Source organism: Glutamicibacter sp. BSL13 (genome assembly GCF_052928425.1).
Map to the genome: position 1 here is coordinate 1 of NZ_JAVGCZ010000059.1, position 16,100 is coordinate 16,100.

Consider the following 16,100-nt stretch of genomic DNA (forward strand, 5'->3'; position numbering starts at 1 on the left):
GGGCCGCACTGGTCACCGGCAACACCGTGGTGCACAAGCCCAGCGAACGCTGCCCGCAGGTGGGGGCGCGGCTGGGTGAGCTGCTCGAACCGATCTTCGCCCCCGGGGTGTTCAGCACCGTGCTCGGGGATGCCGCCACCGGGCGGGTGCTAAGCGAGGCCGGGCAGGCGCAGGTGATCGCCCACGTGGGCTCCAGCGCCACCGGCGCCCGGTTGGCCGAGGTCGCCGCCGCCACCTCGGCGCATCTGATCCGTGAAAACGGTGGCAACGACCCGCTGCTGGTGGATGCCGGGGTGGATCCGCAGTGGGCGGCCGAGCAGGCCGCGCTGGGCTGCTTCGCCAACGCCGGACAGATCTGCACCAGCGTGGAACGCATTTACGTGCACCGGGACATCGCCGCCGAATTCTGCCGGGCCCTGACCGAGCAGGCCCGCCAGCGCAACGCCTCGGGCGACTTCCAGCCGCTGGTGGACGCCGCCCACCGCGAGGGCGTGCACGAACAGGTGCGCCAGGCACTGGCGAGCGGCGCGGTCGCCGCCGAGGGCGGAATGCTGCCCGAGGGACCCGGCGCCCACTACCCGGCCACGGTGCTGCTGCAGTGCGCCTCGGGCATGCGCGTCATGGACGAGGAAACCTTCGGGCCGATCGCCCCGGTGGAGGTCGTGGACGACTTCGAACAGGGACTGGCCAAGGCCCGCGCCGGACGCTATGGTCTGGCCGCCAGCGTGCTCACCGCCGACATCGCCCACCTGCAGCAGGCGGTCGCCGGGCTGCCGGTGGGCACCGTGAAGGTCAACGCGGTCTTCGGCGGGGCTCCGGGCGGAGCGGCCGAACCCCGCGGGGACAGCGGCGCCGGCTTCGGCTACGGGCCGGAGCTGTTGGATGAATTCACGCTCACCAAGGTCGTCCACGTGAGCGCCCCGGAACGGAGGACCCCATGAAGTCGCCACTAGACCAACTGCACGCCCTGACCGAACAGGTCCCCCAGCTGCTGGCCGAGGCCGCCCCGGTGGTGGCCGTGGTCGGCGATGTCATGCTTGACGGCTGGTGGCACGGGGACATCGAACGCTTCTGCCGTGAGGCCCCGGCCCCGGTGGTGGAGGTCCGTGAACGCTCCTACGCGCCGGGTGGCGCGGCGAACACCGCCATGAACGCCGCCCGGCTGGGCGGGGCGGTGCGGATGCTGGGGCTGGTGGGCCGGGACCGGGCCGGCATCAGGCTGCGCCACCTGCTGGAGCAGGAGGGCATCGACACCAGCGCCCTGGTGGAGCACGAGCAGGCGGCCACCACCACCAAGGACCGGATCATCGGCGGGGACCAGATCCTCTTCCGCCTCGACGAGCAGTCCCGCACCGTGCCCGCCGAGGCGCTGCAGGCGGTCGCCGACCGGGTGGCCGCGGCCGTGAAGGGGGCGGACGTTGTGGTGGTGTGCGACTACGATTCGGGGATGCTGCGCGGCCAGGTGCATGACGCGCTGGTGGCCGAGCTGGCCGACCGCGACCCGGACCAGCTGGTGATCATTGACGCCCACGACCCGCGCCCGTGGGCCGCGCTGGTCCCGGACCTGGCCACCCCCAACGCTCAGGAGGCCCTGGGCCTGCTGGGGTGGGAGGGCCAGCGCCCGCAGGACCGGGTGGCGCTGCTGCGTGAGCGGCACACCGAGCTGCTGGCGCAGACCGGGTCCCGGGCGGTGGTGGTCACCCTGGACCAGGAGGGCACCATCTACTTCACCGCCAGCGGCCGCGAACACCGCACGTGGGCGCGGCCGGTGACCGAGAAGCAGGCCTCGGGGGCCGGGGACACATTCGTGGCCGCCCTGTCGCTGGGCTGCGCGGCCGGGCTGCCGCGCAACATCGCGCTGGAGCTGGCGCAGGCCGCCGCCACCGTGGTGGTGCACCGTCCGGGCACCTCGGTGTGCAGTACCGCGGACCTGCGGGCCCACCTGGGCGGCGCGTCACGGGTGCACTTCAATACGGGGGATCTGGCGCAGGCCATTGCCCGGCACCGTGAGGACGGGCAGAGCGTGGTGCTGACCAACGGCTGTTTTGATGTGCTGCACCGGGGGCACACCAGCTACCTGGAGCAGGCCAAGGAGCTGGGTGATGTGCTGGTGGTGGCCCTGAACTCGGATGAGTCGGTGCGCCGGCTCAAGGGCGAGGGGCGGCCGGTGAATCCGGTCGCCGACCGGGCCGCGGTGATTGAGGCGCTCAGCTGCGTGGACTATGTCACGGTCTTCGACTCGGACACCCCGGTGCCGTTGATCCAGTCGCTGCAGCCGGAGATCTACGCCAAGGGCGGGGACTACACCGAGCAGATGCTCGCCGAGAGCGCCAGCGTGCGCGAGTACGGCGGTCAGGTGCGGATCCTGGACTACGTCTCGGATCATTCCACCACCGGACTGCTGCGCCGCATGTCCCAGCAGGGGGCGGCCGGCAACGGCGCGGCGGCCCAGGTCGCCGAACAGTCCCCGGAAGCGGGAGGCTGAGATGGCGGGCACAACCCCAAGTCTGCAGGTGTTGATTCCCAGCTTCGCGCGGGAAGCGGAACTGGCGGTCACCCTGGCCGGATTGGCCGGCCAGCAGGACTGTGAGTTCGGCGTGATCATCGCCGACCAGAACGACGCGACGCCCGGGTGGGAACACCCTGCCGTGGAGGCGATGGTCCGGGTGCTGCGCATCCAGGGCCGGACGGTCAGCCTGGAACGCAACCTGCCGCGCCGCGGCATGGCCCAGCAGCGCGACTTCCTGCTGCGCCGGGCCACCGCGGAACGGGTCCTGTTCCTGGACAATGACGTCTGGCTCACCCCGCAGGGGATCAGCCAGCTGCAGCAGGCCATGGACTGGGCCGGTTGCGGTTTCATCGGGGCCGCCGTGCAGGGGCTGTCCTACCTGAAGGACCGCCGGCCCCAGGAGCAGGAACCGTTCGAGCTGTGGGAGCAGCCGCCGCGGCCCGAAAGGCTGCGTCCGGGGGATGCGAACTTTGAGCGCTGGACGCTGCACAACGCCGCGAACCTGTCCCACATTGCCCAGCAGCTGGGGATCGGGCCGCAGCAGTGGCGGCTGTACAAGGTCGCCTGGGTGGGCGGCTGCGTGCTCTTTGACCGGGCGAAGCTCGAGGAATGCGGCGGGTTCGAATTCTGGCGCCAGCTGCCGGCGGCGCACGCCGGTGAGGACATGGTGGCCCAGCTGCGGGTCATGGAGCGCTTCGGCGGGGCCGGGCTCATCCCCTCCCCCGCGGTGCACCTGGAATCGGAGACCACGGTGACCGACCGCTCCACCGAAGCGGCCGATGTGGTCCTGGATTCCCCGCGGCCCGTCAAGGGCTAGAACCGCGGCACAGGCAAAGACCCGGCCGACGGCACTGCTGCCGTCGGCCGGGTCCTTGCCAGCTGACCTGGCTGCCGGTCAGCGCTTGACGATCTTGAAGAAGGTGCTCGCCTCCCCGTCGGCCTTGTGCTCCTGGTAGAGCAGGGCCAGGCGTTCGGCGTCGAACTTGTCGAACCAGTCCTCCCAGGAAATGTGCTGCAAGGCGTCCTCCCCGGCGCCCCCGGGGAAGTCGAAGCGCAGGATGCCCGGGTCATCCGCGTCCCCGGTGGAACGCACGCAGGCAGGGCTGCCCTCGTTCTTCTCCACCCACTGACGAATCTCATCGTGGTCCACGGTGGTCTTCGATTCGGAAGCCATGTTCCCTCCTAGTACTCATCGGTGTTTGCCGCGGGCACCGGGGCGTGTGCGATGACAGGTCGCGGTGCCCATAGGCGCCACGCTACGCAGGCGCGCGCCGCGCTGGCCACGACCACCGGGAACTTTTCAGGTTCACCGAACACCCCTGCTGGCGCGGTTTGACGCCCCCGATGACCCAACATGACACTTCATGCCTTGAATTGATACCCAGTTTCACTACTATGGAGTAATCACAGTTTGTGACTGGACTCACACTTCCATCCCGCAAGGAGTACCGATGACTCGCCCAGCATCAAACCTCACCATGTCCGTTGCCGCGATCCTCGCCGAATCAGCCACCCGCTTCGGCGAGCGCAATGCCATCACCATGAGCGGGGTGAGCACCACCTACGCGCAGCTGTGGGATGAGACCCGGGCATATGCCGGGGCCTTGCGGGAACACGGCATCACCGAAGGGGACCGCGTCGCGGTGCTGATCCCCAACGTCACCGACTTCGCGCGGGTCTACTATGCGGTGTTGTCCTTGGGGGCCGTCGTAGTACCGATCCACGCGTTGCTTAAGCGGCACGAGATTGCCTACGTGCTGGAAGATTCGCAGGCCACCCTCATGATCTGCGCCGCCCCGCTGCTGGGCGAGGGCAGCGCAGGCGCCCAGGCCGCCGGGGTGCAGGTCTTCAGCGTCATGGCCCCGGAAGAGCTGGGCTCGGACCGGTTGGAGGACCGGGCCCGGCGCGCGGAAGCGATCACCACCTATGTTCCGCAGCACCCGGAGAACATGGCCACCATCTTGTACACCTCCGGCACCACGGGCAAGCCCAAGGGGGCCATGGGTTCACACCTGGCCCTGGTGGAGCAGACCAACACCCTGCTGGTGAACACCATTGACATGCGCGCCGGAGACAAGATCTTCGGCGGGCTGCCGCTGTTCCACATCTTCGGGCAGACCGCGGTGCTGAACACCGGGCTGCGGGCCGGCAGCGAACTCATGCTGCTGCCCAAGTTCACCGCGCAGGGTGCCCTGGACCTGCTGCTGGATGAGGAAATCGACGTGTTCATCGGGGTGCCCACCATGTATGTGGCGCTTTTGGAGGCTGGACGGCAGCGCACCGACAAGCCGACCAAGCTGCGCTACGGGGTCTCCGGCGGCGCGTCGCTGCCGGTGGCGGTGCTCGAGGCGTTCGAGGCCCGCTTCGGGGCGCGCATCCACGAGGCCTACGGGCTGACCGAAACCTCCCCGGCCGCCACCTTCAACCATGTGGGCCGCGAACCGCGTCCGGGCACTATCGGCACCCCGGTGTGGGGTGTGGATGTGGAGATCGCCGACCCGCTGGTTCGCGATTCGATCAAGCTGCTGCCGCGCGGGGAACTGGGCGAACTAGTGGTCCGCGGCCACAACCTGTTCTCCGGCTACCTGAACCGGCCCGAGGCGACGGCAGAGGCAATGGTGGACGGGTGGTTCCGCACCGGGGACCTGGGAACGAAGGACGAGGATGACTACCTGCGCATCATGGACCGCACCAAGGACATGATCCTGCGCAACGGCTACAACGTCTATCCGCGAGAGGTGGAGGAGGTGCTCATCAGCCATCCCGAGATCTCCAACGCGGCCGTCTACGGCGTGCCGCACCCCACCCATGGCCAGGAGGTGGCCGCTTCAGTGACACTGGAAGCCGGTTCAACCCTGGACGCCCGGAGCATCGGCACGTGGATCAGCGAACGGGTCGCCGCCTACAAGTACCCCCGCCACATTGAGGTCATTTCCGAGTTCCCGCTGGGTCCCAGCGGCAAGATCCTCAAGCGCGAGCTGGTGGCACGCCACGGCCAGGAGGACGCGCCGGGCCGGGGCGCCCTGGCCGGGCAGGACAACGCCACGGTTTAAGCCCGCCTGCCGCCCGGGACGGTTCGCACCCTGCAAACTGTCCCGGCCGGAGCGTGGCGTGAAGCAGTGTGGACCTTCAGGAATCCTGGCCCGCCCCGCCCTCGGGTCGGTGGGTGGAAAAATCGGGTCGGCGGTGTTCAAGGAACGCCCGGCGCCCCTCGGCCAGGTCCGTGCTGGCCGCGTTCTGCGCCCACAACCGCCGCCAGTGCTCCGTCACCTGCCCGTTTGCAGGACCCATCCCCATGACCTGCTTGGTCTGCCGGATGGAGAACGGTGAATTGGCCACCAGCCGCCCGGTCAGGTCCTCCAGCGCCCGCTCCATGCCGTCGGCCGGCACCAGGTCGGTGAAGAGATTCCAGTCCACGGCCTTCGCCGCGCTGATGGACGCGGCGCTGAACAGCAGGTAGCGGGCTCGGCTCTGGCCGACGCGGTCGCGCAGGCGCTCAATGCCGCGCTGCGGGTAGACCAGCCCTAGCTTGGCCGGGGTGATGGCGAAGCGGACGTTCTCCGCCGCCAGCTGGATGTCGCAGGCCGCGGCCAGCTGCCATGCTCCACCAAAGCAGTTGCCCTCCACGGCCGCCACGGTGGGCACCGGGCAGCTCACGATGGCCATATCGAGCAGGTCAAAGTGGTTCAGCGGGTTGCCCTGCCGATCCTCATCGAAGAGCACCCGGTCCATCTCGTTGATGGCGATGCCGGCGCTGAATTCCTTGCCCTCTCCGCGCAGAATGATGCACCTGATGTGCGGATCCTCCCCCAGGCACGTCAGGGCCTGGATGAGTTCCTGGCACATGCCCAGCGTCAGCGCGTTGTGCTGGGCCGGATTGCGCAACCAGATGGTCGCGACCTGCCCGCTTTTGTCCACTGCTATTTCCTGGAAGGTTTGCGTCATCCCCGTGCCTTGGTTTCGTGGTTCGCCCGCGGCCGGGTTTGTCCGGCCGCCCGGCCCCTTGGCCCCGTCCTTGCGGTCAGTGTCCGGCAAGCTCATCCCCAGCGTTCCTGCCCGGTTCCCGCCGGCGCATGCAGCGTCCGCTGATAGTTGCCCGGGGTCACCCCCACCAGAGCGGTGAATGCATCAATGAAGGTGCTGGGGTTGCTCCACCCGCAGGCCGTGGCGGTATCGAGCACGGACACCCCGTCGGTGAGCAGCAGCAGGGCGCGATGGATGCGCAGCTGGGTGCGCCACTGTCGGAAACTCATTCCGGTTTCGGCCTGGAAAAGGCGGCTGAGGGTGCGTTCGCTCGCCCCGACGCGGTGCCCCAGTTCCCTCAGGCTGGCCGGGTCGGCCAGGTCGCGTCCCACCAGGCGGGTGACGGCGCGCAGCCGGTCGTTGTGCGGTTCGGGCAGGTGCAGGGGCTGTTCCGGCGTTACGGTGAGTTCATCAATGATCACCATGCGCAACCGGTCACGCACCGCCGCTGCCCGCCGCCGCTGCCCGGTCAGGGCAAGGGTGGCCTCACGGGCCAGTGGCGAGACGGCCAGCACGGCCGGGCGTTCGGGCAGCAGCGCGGCGAAACGCTCTCCCATGAAAACGATCCGCATGTCGGTGTGGCCGTGGGCGCGGTGCTGATGCATGAACCCTCCGGGGATCCACACCGCACGGTTCCAGGGGGCGATCCAGGATCCGGCATCGGTGAGCATGGATAGCACCCCGCTGGCCGGATACACCAGGTGGCCTTCATCGTGAAGGTGGGCGGGCGTGAAGTGATCGTGCCCGAGCAGTAGCGTCTGCTCGGGTGAAAGCAGGTCGTGGCGAGTTTTCAGCATCAAGAGTCACTCTACCGGTTGAGCGTCAGGGGTGGCGGGCGAAAACATGGAAGCACAGTGCACCACCGCGCCTAAGGCCGGCGACCACGGCCAGGGATCTGGCCCAACGCACTTTTATCCCCCCGAACGATATTGAAGCAAGGATCCGATGACCCCGCGCCCCGAAGACGCCGCTGCCCTGGAAACCTATCCCGTTCCCGGCGGTGAACCTCCCTCCGCCCCGGAGGTGGGCCAGCCCGCCGAACGCGCCCATGGCCGATGGGCGCTGCTGCTGCTCGGTGCGGGGCTGATCCTGATCGGCCTGAACCTGCGCATTGGCGTGGCGGCGATCGGCCCGGTTCTGGCAGAGATCCGCGAGGCGCTGGGCCTGTCGGCCACCGCGGCAAGCCTGCTCACCACCATCCCGGTCTTCGCCTTTGGGGTCTTCGCGTTCCTCACCCCCGGGCTGACCCGTCGGATCGGGATGCACCGGCTGCTGGGCGTGACCATGCTGACGCTCGCGGCGGGAATCCTGCTTCGCCTGCACCCCAGCCTGCTGGCCCTGTTCGCCGGCACCGTGCTGGTGGGCGCCGCGATCGCGGTGGGCAATGTGGTGATGCCCGCAGCCATCAAACAGGACTTTGCGCACCGTGCGGGGTTGATGATGGGACTGTACTCCACCGCGCTGTTTGTCGGCGCCGCCCTGGCATCGGGTCTCACCGCACCCCTGGTCACCGCGCTGGACGGGAAGTGGCAGGCGGCCCTGGCGCTCTGGGCGGTGCCCGCGCTGCTGGCGCTGCTGGTCTGGATCCCGCAGCTGGGCCGCTTTCCGGGACGGCTCAAGGCCAGCCCGTCCGTGGCCGATGCCCCCACCGAACGCGGTGAACCGCCGTTCCGGGCAATGCTCACCGATCCGGTGGCGATCGCCGTCACGGTTCTCATGGGCCTGCAAAGCGTCAGCTACTACGTCGCACTGACCTGGGTTCCCACCATGCTGCAGGATGCCGGCATGGATGCCAGCACCGCCGGGTGGATGCTTGCCTACTCCGCCTTCCCCGGCATCGTGGCCTCACTGTTCACGCCGGCCCTGGCCGTGCGGGTGCGGGCCACCTGGCTGCCGGTGGTGCTGGCCGTGGCCCTGACCGGCGCCGCTTACCTCGGTCTGGCGTTCCTCCCCGCCACCGGCGCGCTGGTGTGGATGACGCTGCTCGGGTTGGGGCAGGGCGCCTCGATCAGCCTGTCGCTGTCCTACATTGTCTGGCGCTCACCCAACACCCATTTCACCGGCCACCTCTCGACCATGGCGCAGGGCTTTGGCTACCTGCTGGCGGGCCTGGGGCCCATCGGCATCGGCGCGCTGCACGGGCTCACCGGTGAATGGGTCGTGCCGATCGGCGTCCTGGGCGTGCTGCTGGTGGCCCAGCTGGTGGCCGGCATCGCAGCCAGCCGTCCCCGGCTCGTGCAGGCCCGCGGATGGCAGGATCCGGAATCGCCAACTCCGGCGGTCACCGAGCGCGTGGAAGCCTAGGTCCCTAACCCGCGGGCAACCAGCGCACCGGCCACCGCTGGGCCGGGGCAACCGCGGTGTTGCGTGGCCCGTTCCCAGCCCGAGTACCCCAGCCCTGGCTTGCCCTGCCCGGGGTGATCGGCGGCAAGGCCAATGGGGGTTCCACCGGGGATGGCATGTCACACTGTAACCGTGGACGCACAGATCATTTACACCATCCTTGCCGGCGTGCTGCTGGTGGTTTCCGCCCTGGGCACCATCTTCCCGGTGCTGCCCGGCTCCCTGCTGGCGATCCTGACCCTGCTGGGGTGGGGTTGGCTGCTGGGCAGCGCAGCCTCCTGGTGGGCGGCCGGCCTGGGCATGCTGATCGCCGCCCTGGGGTGGTCCGCCTCCGCGGTGCTCACCGGGCGCAAGCTCAAGCAACACCGGGTGCCGCGCGGCTCCATCTTCTGGGCCCTGCTGGGCGCGGTGATCGGTGCCTTCGTCATCCCGGTGCTCGGACTGTTCGTCGGCTTCGCGGTGGGCCTGTTCGCCGGCGAAGCCCGCCGCCACCGGGATCTGGGCACCGCCTTTGATTCGTCCTGGGCGGCGCTGAAGGCGATGGGCTGGGGCATCCTGATTGAATTTGGGTGCGTGCTGTTGGCCAGCTCCATTTGGGTCATCGGCATGATCACCCACTTCGCCACCCGCTGATGCGCAACGGAAAACCGCCCTAGATCCAGCCGTTGTCCTGCGCCACCCGCGCCGCCTCGATCCGGTTCGCCGCACTGGTCTTGCCAATCGCACTGGATAGGTGGTTGCGCACGGTGCCCACGGAGAGGTGGATCTGCGTGGCGATTGCGGACACCGGCTGGCCACTGGACGCCAGGGCCAGCACTTCACGTTCCCGCTCCGTCAATGGGTTCACCGCCGACTGGACACTGATCATCGCCAGCTTAGGATCAACCACCCGGCCCCCGGCGTACACCTGGCGGACCGCGGCGGCCAGCTCGGCCGGGGAGGCGTCCTTGACCAGGAAGCCGTGGGCCCCGGCGTCGAAGGCCTGGCGGAAATATCCCGGACGGTCAAAGGTGGTGACAATCAGGATCTTCACCCCCGGATGCTCCGCCCGCACCTGCACCGCGGTGCTCAACCCGTCCTGCCGGGGCATCTGAATATCCAGCAGGGCCACGTCCACCGGGTGTTCAGCCAGGGCCGCGGGCACCTCGTCCCCGTCGGAGCATTCGGCGACCACCTCAATGTCCGCCTCCAGGTTCAGCAGCGCGGCCAGCGCCCCGCGCACCAGGTGCTGGTCATCGGCGATCAACACCCTGATCATGTATTGCTCCCCGTCCGCCCAAAATCAATGTGCACGCTGGTGCCGCCCAGCGCCGACTCCCCCACCGTACAGCTGGCCCCAAACAGCCGGGCCCGTTCGCGCATGCCGCGGATGCCGTGACCTTCGGCGGCGGCGCCCAGCCCGTCCCCGTCATCATCAACGCTGACGCTGTGCTGCTCCAGGCGCACCCACACCGCGGAGGCGTGGGCATGGCGCAGCACATTGGTCATGGCCTCGCGCACCACCCAGGCCACATGGGAGCGCAGCGCGGAGGGAATGTGTTCGGCGTTGCCCACCAGGTTGAAGGTAATCCCGTTATCGGCGCACGCCCGACGCAGCTCCTCCAGCTCCGCACCCAGGTCCTCCCGGTTGATCCCGTGCACCGTGGTGCGCACCGAATCCAGGGCGGAGACCGCCAGGCTGGACAGCTGCTCCACCTCGCCGCGGGCCCGCTCGTACTGTCCGGCGTCCATCAGCTGCAACGCCAGCTGGGCCTTGAGGTTCAGGGCAGTCAGTGAATGCCCCACCCCGTCATGCACGTCGCGGGCCATTCGTTCCTGTTCGCTGAGCACCAGGTAGTCCGCCCGCAACTGTTCGGCCGCCACCGAATGCTCGATCGCGCTGGAGGTGACGTAGTAGATGACCATCAGCACCAGGTTCAGGCCGATCAAAAACAGCATGTCCAGGAAATCGCCAAAAATGACCGGCAACGCAAAGCAGAGCACCGTGGCCACCGCGTAGGTGGGGTACAGGACCCTGCGCGGCAGCAGGAAAGCGGCATAGGAGGTGATGAACGGAAGCAGGCCCAGGCTGCCGCTGCGCAGCACCGGGATGCCCAGCAGCACAATGCCCACCAGCGCGCCGAAGTACCACAACGCCTCCGCCTGGCGAGCACCGCCAAAACCCACCGCCCAGGAAAACCGGGCATAGCCGCGCAGGTACACGGCGGCGAACACCGCTGTCAGACCCAACCCGATGACCCGGATGGCGGCGGGGTACTCCCCCTGGATCAGCTGCAGGACCGGGAAGATCAGAAACAGGATCCAAACCCCGGAGATCCACCAGCCAAAACGGGCCCAGAACTCATCGGCCTCGCGTTGCGAGGCCTCTAATCCCGTCACTGCCGCGCCCGCGCCTTGCGGGTCGCAACGACCGCGAACACCGCGAAGATCACTGCCCATAGCACCAGATTAGTCACTGGCATCCACAATGGGTCGGGGGCGAACCCGGTTTCCGGGGCCACCTCGCGCAACTGCAGGTAGCGGATCAGCGCCACGTAGCCGTACATCGGGGTGAACCGGGCAATGTCCAGCATCATGCCCTCCAGCGGCATGAACACGTTGCCGAAGAAGGCGAAGAAGACCATCAGCCCACCGGCCAGGCCCAGTGCGGACTCGGATTTGAAGACCATGCCCACCCCGATTCCGTAGCAGGCAAAGATCAGCGAACCGCCGATGGTGATCAGGTAGCTGGCCGCCCAGATCCAGTTCTCGCTCACCTGCGCCCCGGTCGCCGCACCCAGGGCAAAGACCAGGGCCGAGGAGATCGCGGCCACCGTGGTGGCCACGAGCATCTTCGAGGAGACAAATGTCGCCGGCGGCATGCGGGTCAGCGCCACCTGGCGGCCCCAGCCCTGCATGGTTTCGGTGGCCACGGTGCCGGCAATCGCCACCGTGGAGACGGCCGCACCGTAGGCGGCCATGGACACCATGACGTAGAACTTCACGTTGCCGAAGCCCAGTTCCTGATCCGTGTAGGAGGGGATGTTTCCAAAGAGCACATACATGGCGCTGGGCATCAGCAGGGAGAAGACCAGGTTGTAGCCGTCGCGCAGGTGCCGGGCGAACTCGACCCGGATGTAGGTGGCGTTCATGATGCGTCCTGCGTGAGGTGAATGAAGGCTTCCTCCAGGCTGGGCGCGTTGATCTCCAGGTCATAGGCCCCGCACTCGGTCAGCAGAAGGCGGGCAAAGGCGTCCGAGTCCTGGCAGCGGAAGGTGGCGCGAAGGCCGTTGCGCTCCTCCAGCCGCACCTGGCCTGCACCGTTTAGTGCGTGGTCAATCGATGCGGCGGTGGGCAGGGTCGCCACGACCTTGCGCCCGGAGATCATCTGGCGCAGCTGTTCGGTGGCGCCGTCGGCAACCACCTGGCCGTGGGCCATCAGCACCGTGCGTTCGGCAAAGTTTTGCGCCTCTTCCAGATAGTGGGTGGCAAAGATGATGGTGCGCCCCTCGGTGGCCTCGGCCCGCATGGTTTGCCAGAAGTCACGCCGGGCCCGCACATCCATGCCGGCGGTCGGCTCGTCCAGGATCAGCACATCCGGGTCGGGCAGCAGGGCCAGGGCGAACTTGATGCGCTGCTGTTCACCGCCGGAGCATTTGCCGACCCGCCGCTTGCCGATGGCGTCCAGGCCAGTGCGCTGCATGACCGCTTCAACCCGTTCGGGCATCCGGTGCATGGAGGCGATGACCGTGATCGTTTCGCGTACCGTCATGTCCCGCAGCAGCCCTCCGGTCTGCATGACCGCCGAGACCCGTCCGCTCTTGACCGCGCGGTGCGGGTCCAGACCCAGCACGCGGGCGCTGCCGCTGGTTGGCGGGGTGAGCCCGAGGATCATGTCCACCGTGGTGGTCTTGCCCGCGCCGTTGGGGCCCAGCAGCGCGACGATCTGCCCGGTGGGGATCACCAAATCCAGGTCCCTGACCGCCTCGACGCGGGTGCCGCCGGCGCTGAAGGTCTTGCCCAGCCCCTGCAGGGTGACGGCGTCGGCTTTCGTCAGTGTTTGCATGTTTCCCAGTCTGGTTTGGGCGGGCGGCAACGCGAAGAGCCAAAAGTCATGAGCTGGGCATGACGAATGTCATGGGGCGGCATCGCGTCTAGCGCCGGCGGGGGCGGTGATTTCGCTCAATTGGCTGGGAAACTCTCAGAATAATCCCGTAATCTTCTTACCGTGCCTGATCTTTCTTCCCTAGCTTCTTTTGCATCCCAGGGCGGCGTACTGCCGCTGGGTGCCGCGTTTCTGCCTGACTGGCTGAACCCTGCCGTATTCCTGAACGACCCTGCCCTCGGCCCCTGGGTGCTGCTGCTGGTGTGCGGCATCGTATTCGCCGAAACCGGCCTTTTGGTCGGCTTCTTCCTGCCCGGGGACTCCATGCTGTTCACGGTGGGAATGCTCATTGCCACCGGAACCATTCACATCCCGCTGTGGCTGTTCTGCCTGGCGATTTTCGTCTGTGCCTTCGCCGGTGACCAGACCGGTTACATGATCGGCAAGAAGACGGGGCCCGCGATCTTCAAACGCGAGGACTCCCGCTTCTTCTCGCAGTCCAATGTCCGGCGTGCCCACGACTTCTTTGAGCGCTTTGGCGGCCGTGCTGTGGTCCTGGCCCGTTTCGTGCCGGTGGTGCGCACGTTCGTCCCGGTCATCGCCGGTGTGGCGAAGATGAAGCACAGCACCTTTGTGTGGTTCAACCTTCTCGGTGCCCTGCTCTGGGGCGTCGGGGTGACCATGCTGGGCTACTGGCTGGGACAGATCGAGTGGATCGAGCAGAACATCGACCTGATCTTCATCCTGATCGTTTTCATCTCGATCATCCCGATCGTTTTCGAGTTGGTCAAGGCATCGATGACCGCGCGGAAGAACGCCAAGGCCGAGAGCCAGGATGCTCCAGCTCAGGAATCCCGCTCGAACTCCACCAACAACTAGATCACCACGGCTGCCGGGCATCCTGCGTCCGGGGAACCGCCTTCGGGTCTCCCGGCGCAGGGAGGGCTAGGCAGAACGGCGGCGGAACTGTCCGCCGCCCCATTGCACGCCGCGGCGCATCAACCACTGGTCACAGGGTTGGATGCAGCCGCGGCGTACTCCGTGGCAGACAATGTCGGCGGCATCATCCAACAGCCGGGCCGTGGCCGCACCGGCCGGGCGTACCGCGTTCATCAACACCTCGCAGTCACAGTATGCACCAAGCAGATTGATCTTGCGTTCCAGGGCAGTGGCGCGTGGTGCCGCGGTGTTCCGGTAGTGGATGAGGAACCGCAGCGTGCAATCGCAGTCAAAGTCCCGGGCCATTCGGTACAAAAAGCAGATCAGACATTCGTGATCCACGGGTTCGGGCAGATCCGACATGTCGGCTCCTTTACTGCTGGAGGGATGAGGTCCCTGCCAGCTTCACCGCTTCACGCCCGCGCCGCGGCCAGTCGCCGCCGGTTTGTGGACAACCACCCGCAATGGGTCTCTTGCCCACAAATCCTAGTTGACTAACCTACATGCCTTGCAAGGAATGCTTCGACGCGGTCCAGCGCTTCGGCCACGCGCTCGTACCCGGCGGCAAAGGACAGCCTGATGTACTGGTGCCCTGCAAAGGGATCAAAATCGCCGCCCGGGGTCAGGGCCACTCCCGCCTCCTGCAAGAGGGCGGTGCAGTAGTCCGAGGCCGTTTCAAATTCGGCCAACACCTCCTGGGCGAGCTTCCCGTAAAGGTAGAACGCTCCGTCGGCAGGGGCCGCCTGGCTAATGCCGAGCTTGTGCAGCCCCTCCAGGACCAGGGCGCGGGTCCGGGCGAACTCCGCCACCCGTTCCTCGGCCTCCCGGTAGCTGGATTCCTCGAATGCCGCGAGCACCGCCTGCTGTGCCGGGGCCGGGGCGCACAGCGCTAGGTTTGAGGCCAGCGCATCCACGGCCTCGACCAGGTCGTCGGGCACCAGCATCCAGCCCAGCCGCCAGCCGGTCATGCCCCAGTATTTGGAGAAGGAAGAAACAACGATGGCGCTGTCCGAATGCTTCCAGGCGGTCTGCGAACGACGCCCGGGGTCAAACTCGATGCCGTGGTAGATCTCGTCGCTGACCAGCCGCACCCCCTGCTCGTGGCACCAGCTGGCAAGCTGGTCCAATTCGGCTTCGGAGAACATGGTGCCGGTCGGGTTGTTCGGTGAGGCGATGATCAGCCCGTCCAGTCGTCCGTGTTCGGCCCGGGCCTTTTCCAACAGTTCGACACTGGGTTGGAAACGTTCGGCCGGCCCGGTGGGCAGATCCACGACTGTTAGCCCCAACGCCTGCAGGATGTTGGCGTAGGCCGGATATCCGGGCCGCGCCAGCGCGACCACGTCTCCCTGGTCAAAGGCGGCTAGGAACGCCAGCTGGAAGGCTCCGGAGGAGCCGGTGGTCATCACCACGTTCTCCACCGGCACCGGCACCGCGTACTGGCGGTGGTAGTGCCCGGCCACCGCTTGGCGGGTGGAGGTCAGGCCGCGGGCGGGGGTATAGCCAAATTCCTGGTGTTCGCCGTGCAATGCGGCGGCCCGGTCGTTCACGGCCCCGGGGGCGCCGCCGCCGGGTTCGCCAACGCACAAGGAGATCACGTCCTGGCCGTGGGCGCGCAACACCGCCACCTGCTCGACAATCTTCATGACTTCAAAGCCCGGAACCTGGGCGCGGCGGGAAACCTTCATTTCTTGGCCTGCACCTTGAATTCGCGCGGGCGCACCGGGTGGCGGGAGAGGATGGAGATGCGGTTGAACGCATTCATGGAGATGGCCAGCCACTGGATGACGGAGAACTCCTCGTCGCTGAGCACCATTCGGGCGCTGGCCAGTGCGGCGACCCGCTCGTCATGGCACGGCAGCTCCGTCGCGGCTTCGGCGATGACCAGGGCGGCGCGTTCGCGCTCGTCAAAAAGATCCGCGTCCTCCCACACCCCCAGCAGGGCGATGCGCTGCATGCTCTCCCCGGCCTCCAGGGCGCGGCGGGTGTGCAGGTCCAGGCAGTAGGAACACCCGTTGATCTGTGAAACCCGCAGGTTCACCAGTTCTGCCAAGCGGGCGTCAATGCCGGCCTTGCGGTACGACTCCCCCAGCTGCTCGGAGAAGGCGACGATGGAGCGCCACAGCCCGGGATTGGACTTGTCCAGGAACAGCGGATCAGAAACAGCCATAAGCCGAGTCTAGTATGCGCCCCCGCTCCCCGAGC

The 16,100-nt window shown here is 67.5% G+C and carries 17 protein-coding genes; 7 read left to right on the plus strand and 10 right to left on the minus strand.

The window, feature by feature from the left end; genetic code table 11:
* From RCJ92_RS10690 to RCJ92_RS10700, 3 genes are all read left to right on the plus strand, one after another.
* Nucleotides 1-941 (plus strand): aldehyde dehydrogenase family protein (locus RCJ92_RS10690; RefSeq protein WP_446754541.1); only part of this gene is annotated, 941 nt, incomplete at its 5' end.
* Nucleotides 938-2,485 carry a D-glycero-beta-D-manno-heptose 1-phosphate adenylyltransferase gene (rfaE2, locus tag RCJ92_RS10695; protein ID WP_446754542.1) on the plus strand — a complete coding sequence of 516 codons (1,548 nt, stop codon included), beginning with the start codon at nucleotides 938-940 and terminating at the stop codon, nucleotides 2,483-2,485. The genes RCJ92_RS10690 and rfaE2, both read left to right, overlap by 4 nt.
* Nucleotide 2,486: 1 nt before the next feature.
* Nucleotides 2,487-3,326 (plus strand): glycosyltransferase, encoded by an 840-nt coding sequence (locus tag RCJ92_RS10700; RefSeq protein ID WP_138926872.1) that lies wholly within the window; start codon nucleotides 2,487-2,489, stop codon nucleotides 3,324-3,326.
* 78 nt (nucleotides 3,327-3,404) lie between these two features.
* Here the strand turns inward: RCJ92_RS10700 and RCJ92_RS10705 are convergent, their stop codons facing one another.
* On the minus strand, nucleotides 3,405-3,683 hold the full coding sequence (locus RCJ92_RS10705; RefSeq protein ID WP_138175643.1) for a hypothetical protein: 279 nt from the start codon (nucleotides 3,681-3,683) through the stop codon (nucleotides 3,405-3,407).
* A gap of 277 nt (nucleotides 3,684-3,960) precedes the next feature.
* Here RCJ92_RS10705 and RCJ92_RS10710 point away from each other — a divergent pair, with 277 nt between their 5' ends.
* Nucleotides 3,961-5,562 carry a long-chain-fatty-acid--CoA ligase gene (locus RCJ92_RS10710; protein ID WP_446754543.1) on the plus strand — a complete coding sequence of 534 codons (1,602 nt, stop codon included), beginning with the start codon at nucleotides 3,961-3,963 and terminating at the stop codon, nucleotides 5,560-5,562.
* Between the two features lie 76 nt (nucleotides 5,563-5,638).
* Here RCJ92_RS10710 and RCJ92_RS10715 read toward each other — a convergent pair whose 3' ends face one another.
* Nucleotides 5,639-6,454, minus strand: a complete 816-nt coding sequence (locus RCJ92_RS10715; protein ID WP_446754544.1) for an enoyl-CoA hydratase/isomerase family protein — start codon at nucleotides 6,452-6,454, stop codon at nucleotides 5,639-5,641.
* Between the two features lie 92 nt (nucleotides 6,455-6,546).
* Nucleotides 6,547-7,329 carry an AraC family transcriptional regulator gene (locus RCJ92_RS10720; RefSeq protein ID WP_446754545.1) on the minus strand — a complete coding sequence of 261 codons (783 nt, stop codon included), beginning with the start codon at nucleotides 7,327-7,329 and terminating at the stop codon, nucleotides 6,547-6,549.
* A 148-nt stretch (nucleotides 7,330-7,477) separates the two neighbouring features.
* Here RCJ92_RS10720 and RCJ92_RS10725 point away from each other — a divergent pair, with 148 nt between their 5' ends.
* Together RCJ92_RS10725 and RCJ92_RS10730 are read left to right on the plus strand one after the other, a co-directional pair.
* Nucleotides 7,478-8,836 (plus strand): CynX/NimT family MFS transporter, encoded by a 1,359-nt coding sequence (locus RCJ92_RS10725; protein ID WP_446754546.1) that lies wholly within the window; start codon nucleotides 7,478-7,480, stop codon nucleotides 8,834-8,836.
* Nucleotides 8,837-9,007: 171 nt separating this feature from the next.
* Nucleotides 9,008-9,508 (plus strand): DUF456 domain-containing protein, encoded by a 501-nt coding sequence (locus RCJ92_RS10730; protein ID WP_446754547.1) that lies wholly within the window; start codon nucleotides 9,008-9,010, stop codon nucleotides 9,506-9,508.
* A gap of 19 nt (nucleotides 9,509-9,527) precedes the next feature.
* Here RCJ92_RS10730 and RCJ92_RS10735 read toward each other — a convergent pair whose 3' ends face one another.
* Genes RCJ92_RS10735 through RCJ92_RS10750 form a run of 4 tightly spaced genes read right to left on the minus strand, consistent with a single transcriptional unit; the run spans nucleotide 9,528 to nucleotide 12,920 of the window.
* Entirely contained in the window at nucleotides 9,528-10,133 is a 606-nt protein-coding gene (locus RCJ92_RS10735) for a response regulator transcription factor (RefSeq protein ID WP_446754548.1), read from the minus strand.
* Entirely contained in the window at nucleotides 10,130-11,254 is a 1,125-nt protein-coding gene (locus tag RCJ92_RS10740; RefSeq protein ID WP_446754549.1) for a sensor histidine kinase, read from the minus strand. Before RCJ92_RS10740 ends, RCJ92_RS10735 begins: the two co-directional genes overlap by 4 nt.
* On the minus strand, nucleotides 11,251-12,006 hold the full coding sequence (locus RCJ92_RS10745; protein ID WP_138926878.1) for an ABC transporter permease: 756 nt from the start codon (nucleotides 12,004-12,006) through the stop codon (nucleotides 11,251-11,253). Before RCJ92_RS10745 ends, RCJ92_RS10740 begins: the two co-directional genes overlap by 4 nt.
* A complete protein-coding gene (locus RCJ92_RS10750) occupies nucleotides 12,003-12,920 on the minus strand; it encodes an ABC transporter ATP-binding protein (protein WP_446754550.1) in 918 nt (305 codons plus the stop codon). Before RCJ92_RS10750 ends, RCJ92_RS10745 begins: the two co-directional genes overlap by 4 nt.
* A gap of 162 nt (nucleotides 12,921-13,082) precedes the next feature.
* Between RCJ92_RS10750 and RCJ92_RS10755 the strand changes: the two genes are divergently transcribed.
* Complete coding sequence (locus RCJ92_RS10755; RefSeq protein ID WP_175419432.1) at nucleotides 13,083-13,838, plus strand: DedA family protein; 756 nt, start codon at nucleotides 13,083-13,085, stop codon at nucleotides 13,836-13,838.
* A 66-nt stretch (nucleotides 13,839-13,904) separates the two neighbouring features.
* Here RCJ92_RS10755 and RCJ92_RS10760 read toward each other — a convergent pair whose 3' ends face one another.
* The 3 genes from RCJ92_RS10760 to RCJ92_RS10770 form a co-directional block, all read right to left on the minus strand.
* Nucleotides 13,905-14,261 (minus strand): DUF2695 domain-containing protein, encoded by a 357-nt coding sequence (locus tag RCJ92_RS10760; RefSeq protein ID WP_138926880.1) that lies wholly within the window; start codon nucleotides 14,259-14,261, stop codon nucleotides 13,905-13,907.
* 131 nt (nucleotides 14,262-14,392) lie between these two features.
* A complete protein-coding gene (locus RCJ92_RS10765) occupies nucleotides 14,393-15,583 on the minus strand; it encodes a pyridoxal phosphate-dependent aminotransferase (RefSeq protein WP_360027204.1) in 1,191 nt (396 codons plus the stop codon).
* Nucleotides 15,580-16,065 (minus strand): carboxymuconolactone decarboxylase family protein, encoded by a 486-nt coding sequence (locus RCJ92_RS10770; protein ID WP_446754551.1) that lies wholly within the window; start codon nucleotides 16,063-16,065, stop codon nucleotides 15,580-15,582. The genes RCJ92_RS10765 and RCJ92_RS10770 overlap by 4 nt, the downstream gene beginning before the upstream one ends.
* Nucleotides 16,066-16,100: the final 35 nt, after the last annotated feature.

Bases quoted from the DNA above. Each gene is read 5' to 3' on its own strand.
- RCJ92_RS10720 (WP_446754545.1), bottom strand. From the start codon at position 7,329: ATGCTGAAAACTCGCCACGACCTGCTTTCACCCGAGCAGACGCTACTG.
- RCJ92_RS10735 (WP_446754548.1), bottom strand. From the start codon at position 10,133: ATGATCAGGGTGTTGATCGCCGATGACCAGCACCTGGTGCGCGGGGCG.
- RCJ92_RS10700 (WP_138926872.1), top strand. From the start codon at position 2,487: ATGGCGGGCACAACCCCAAGTCTGCAGGTGTTGATTCCCAGCTTCGCG.
- RCJ92_RS10705 (WP_138175643.1), bottom strand. From the start codon at position 3,683: ATGGCTTCCGAATCGAAGACCACCGTGGACCACGATGAGATTCGTCAG.
- RCJ92_RS10725 (WP_446754546.1), top strand. From the start codon at position 7,478: ATGACCCCGCGCCCCGAAGACGCCGCTGCCCTGGAAACCTATCCCGTT.
- RCJ92_RS10760 (WP_138926880.1), bottom strand. From the start codon at position 14,261: ATGTCGGATCTGCCCGAACCCGTGGATCACGAATGTCTGATCTGCTTT.
- RCJ92_RS10770 (WP_446754551.1), bottom strand. From the start codon at position 16,065: ATGGCTGTTTCTGATCCGCTGTTCCTGGACAAGTCCAATCCCGGGCTG.
- RCJ92_RS10710 (WP_446754543.1), top strand. From the start codon at position 3,961: ATGACTCGCCCAGCATCAAACCTCACCATGTCCGTTGCCGCGATCCTC.
- RCJ92_RS10750 (WP_446754550.1), bottom strand. From the start codon at position 12,920: ATGCAAACACTGACGAAAGCCGACGCCGTCACCCTGCAGGGGCTGGGC.
- rfaE2 (WP_446754542.1), top strand. From the start codon at position 938: ATGAAGTCGCCACTAGACCAACTGCACGCCCTGACCGAACAGGTCCCC.
- RCJ92_RS10765 (WP_360027204.1), bottom strand. From the start codon at position 15,583: ATGAAGGTTTCCCGCCGCGCCCAGGTTCCGGGCTTTGAAGTCATGAAG.
- RCJ92_RS10715 (WP_446754544.1), bottom strand. From the start codon at position 6,454: ATGACGCAAACCTTCCAGGAAATAGCAGTGGACAAAAGCGGGCAGGTC.
- RCJ92_RS10745 (WP_138926878.1), bottom strand. From the start codon at position 12,006: ATGAACGCCACCTACATCCGGGTCGAGTTCGCCCGGCACCTGCGCGAC.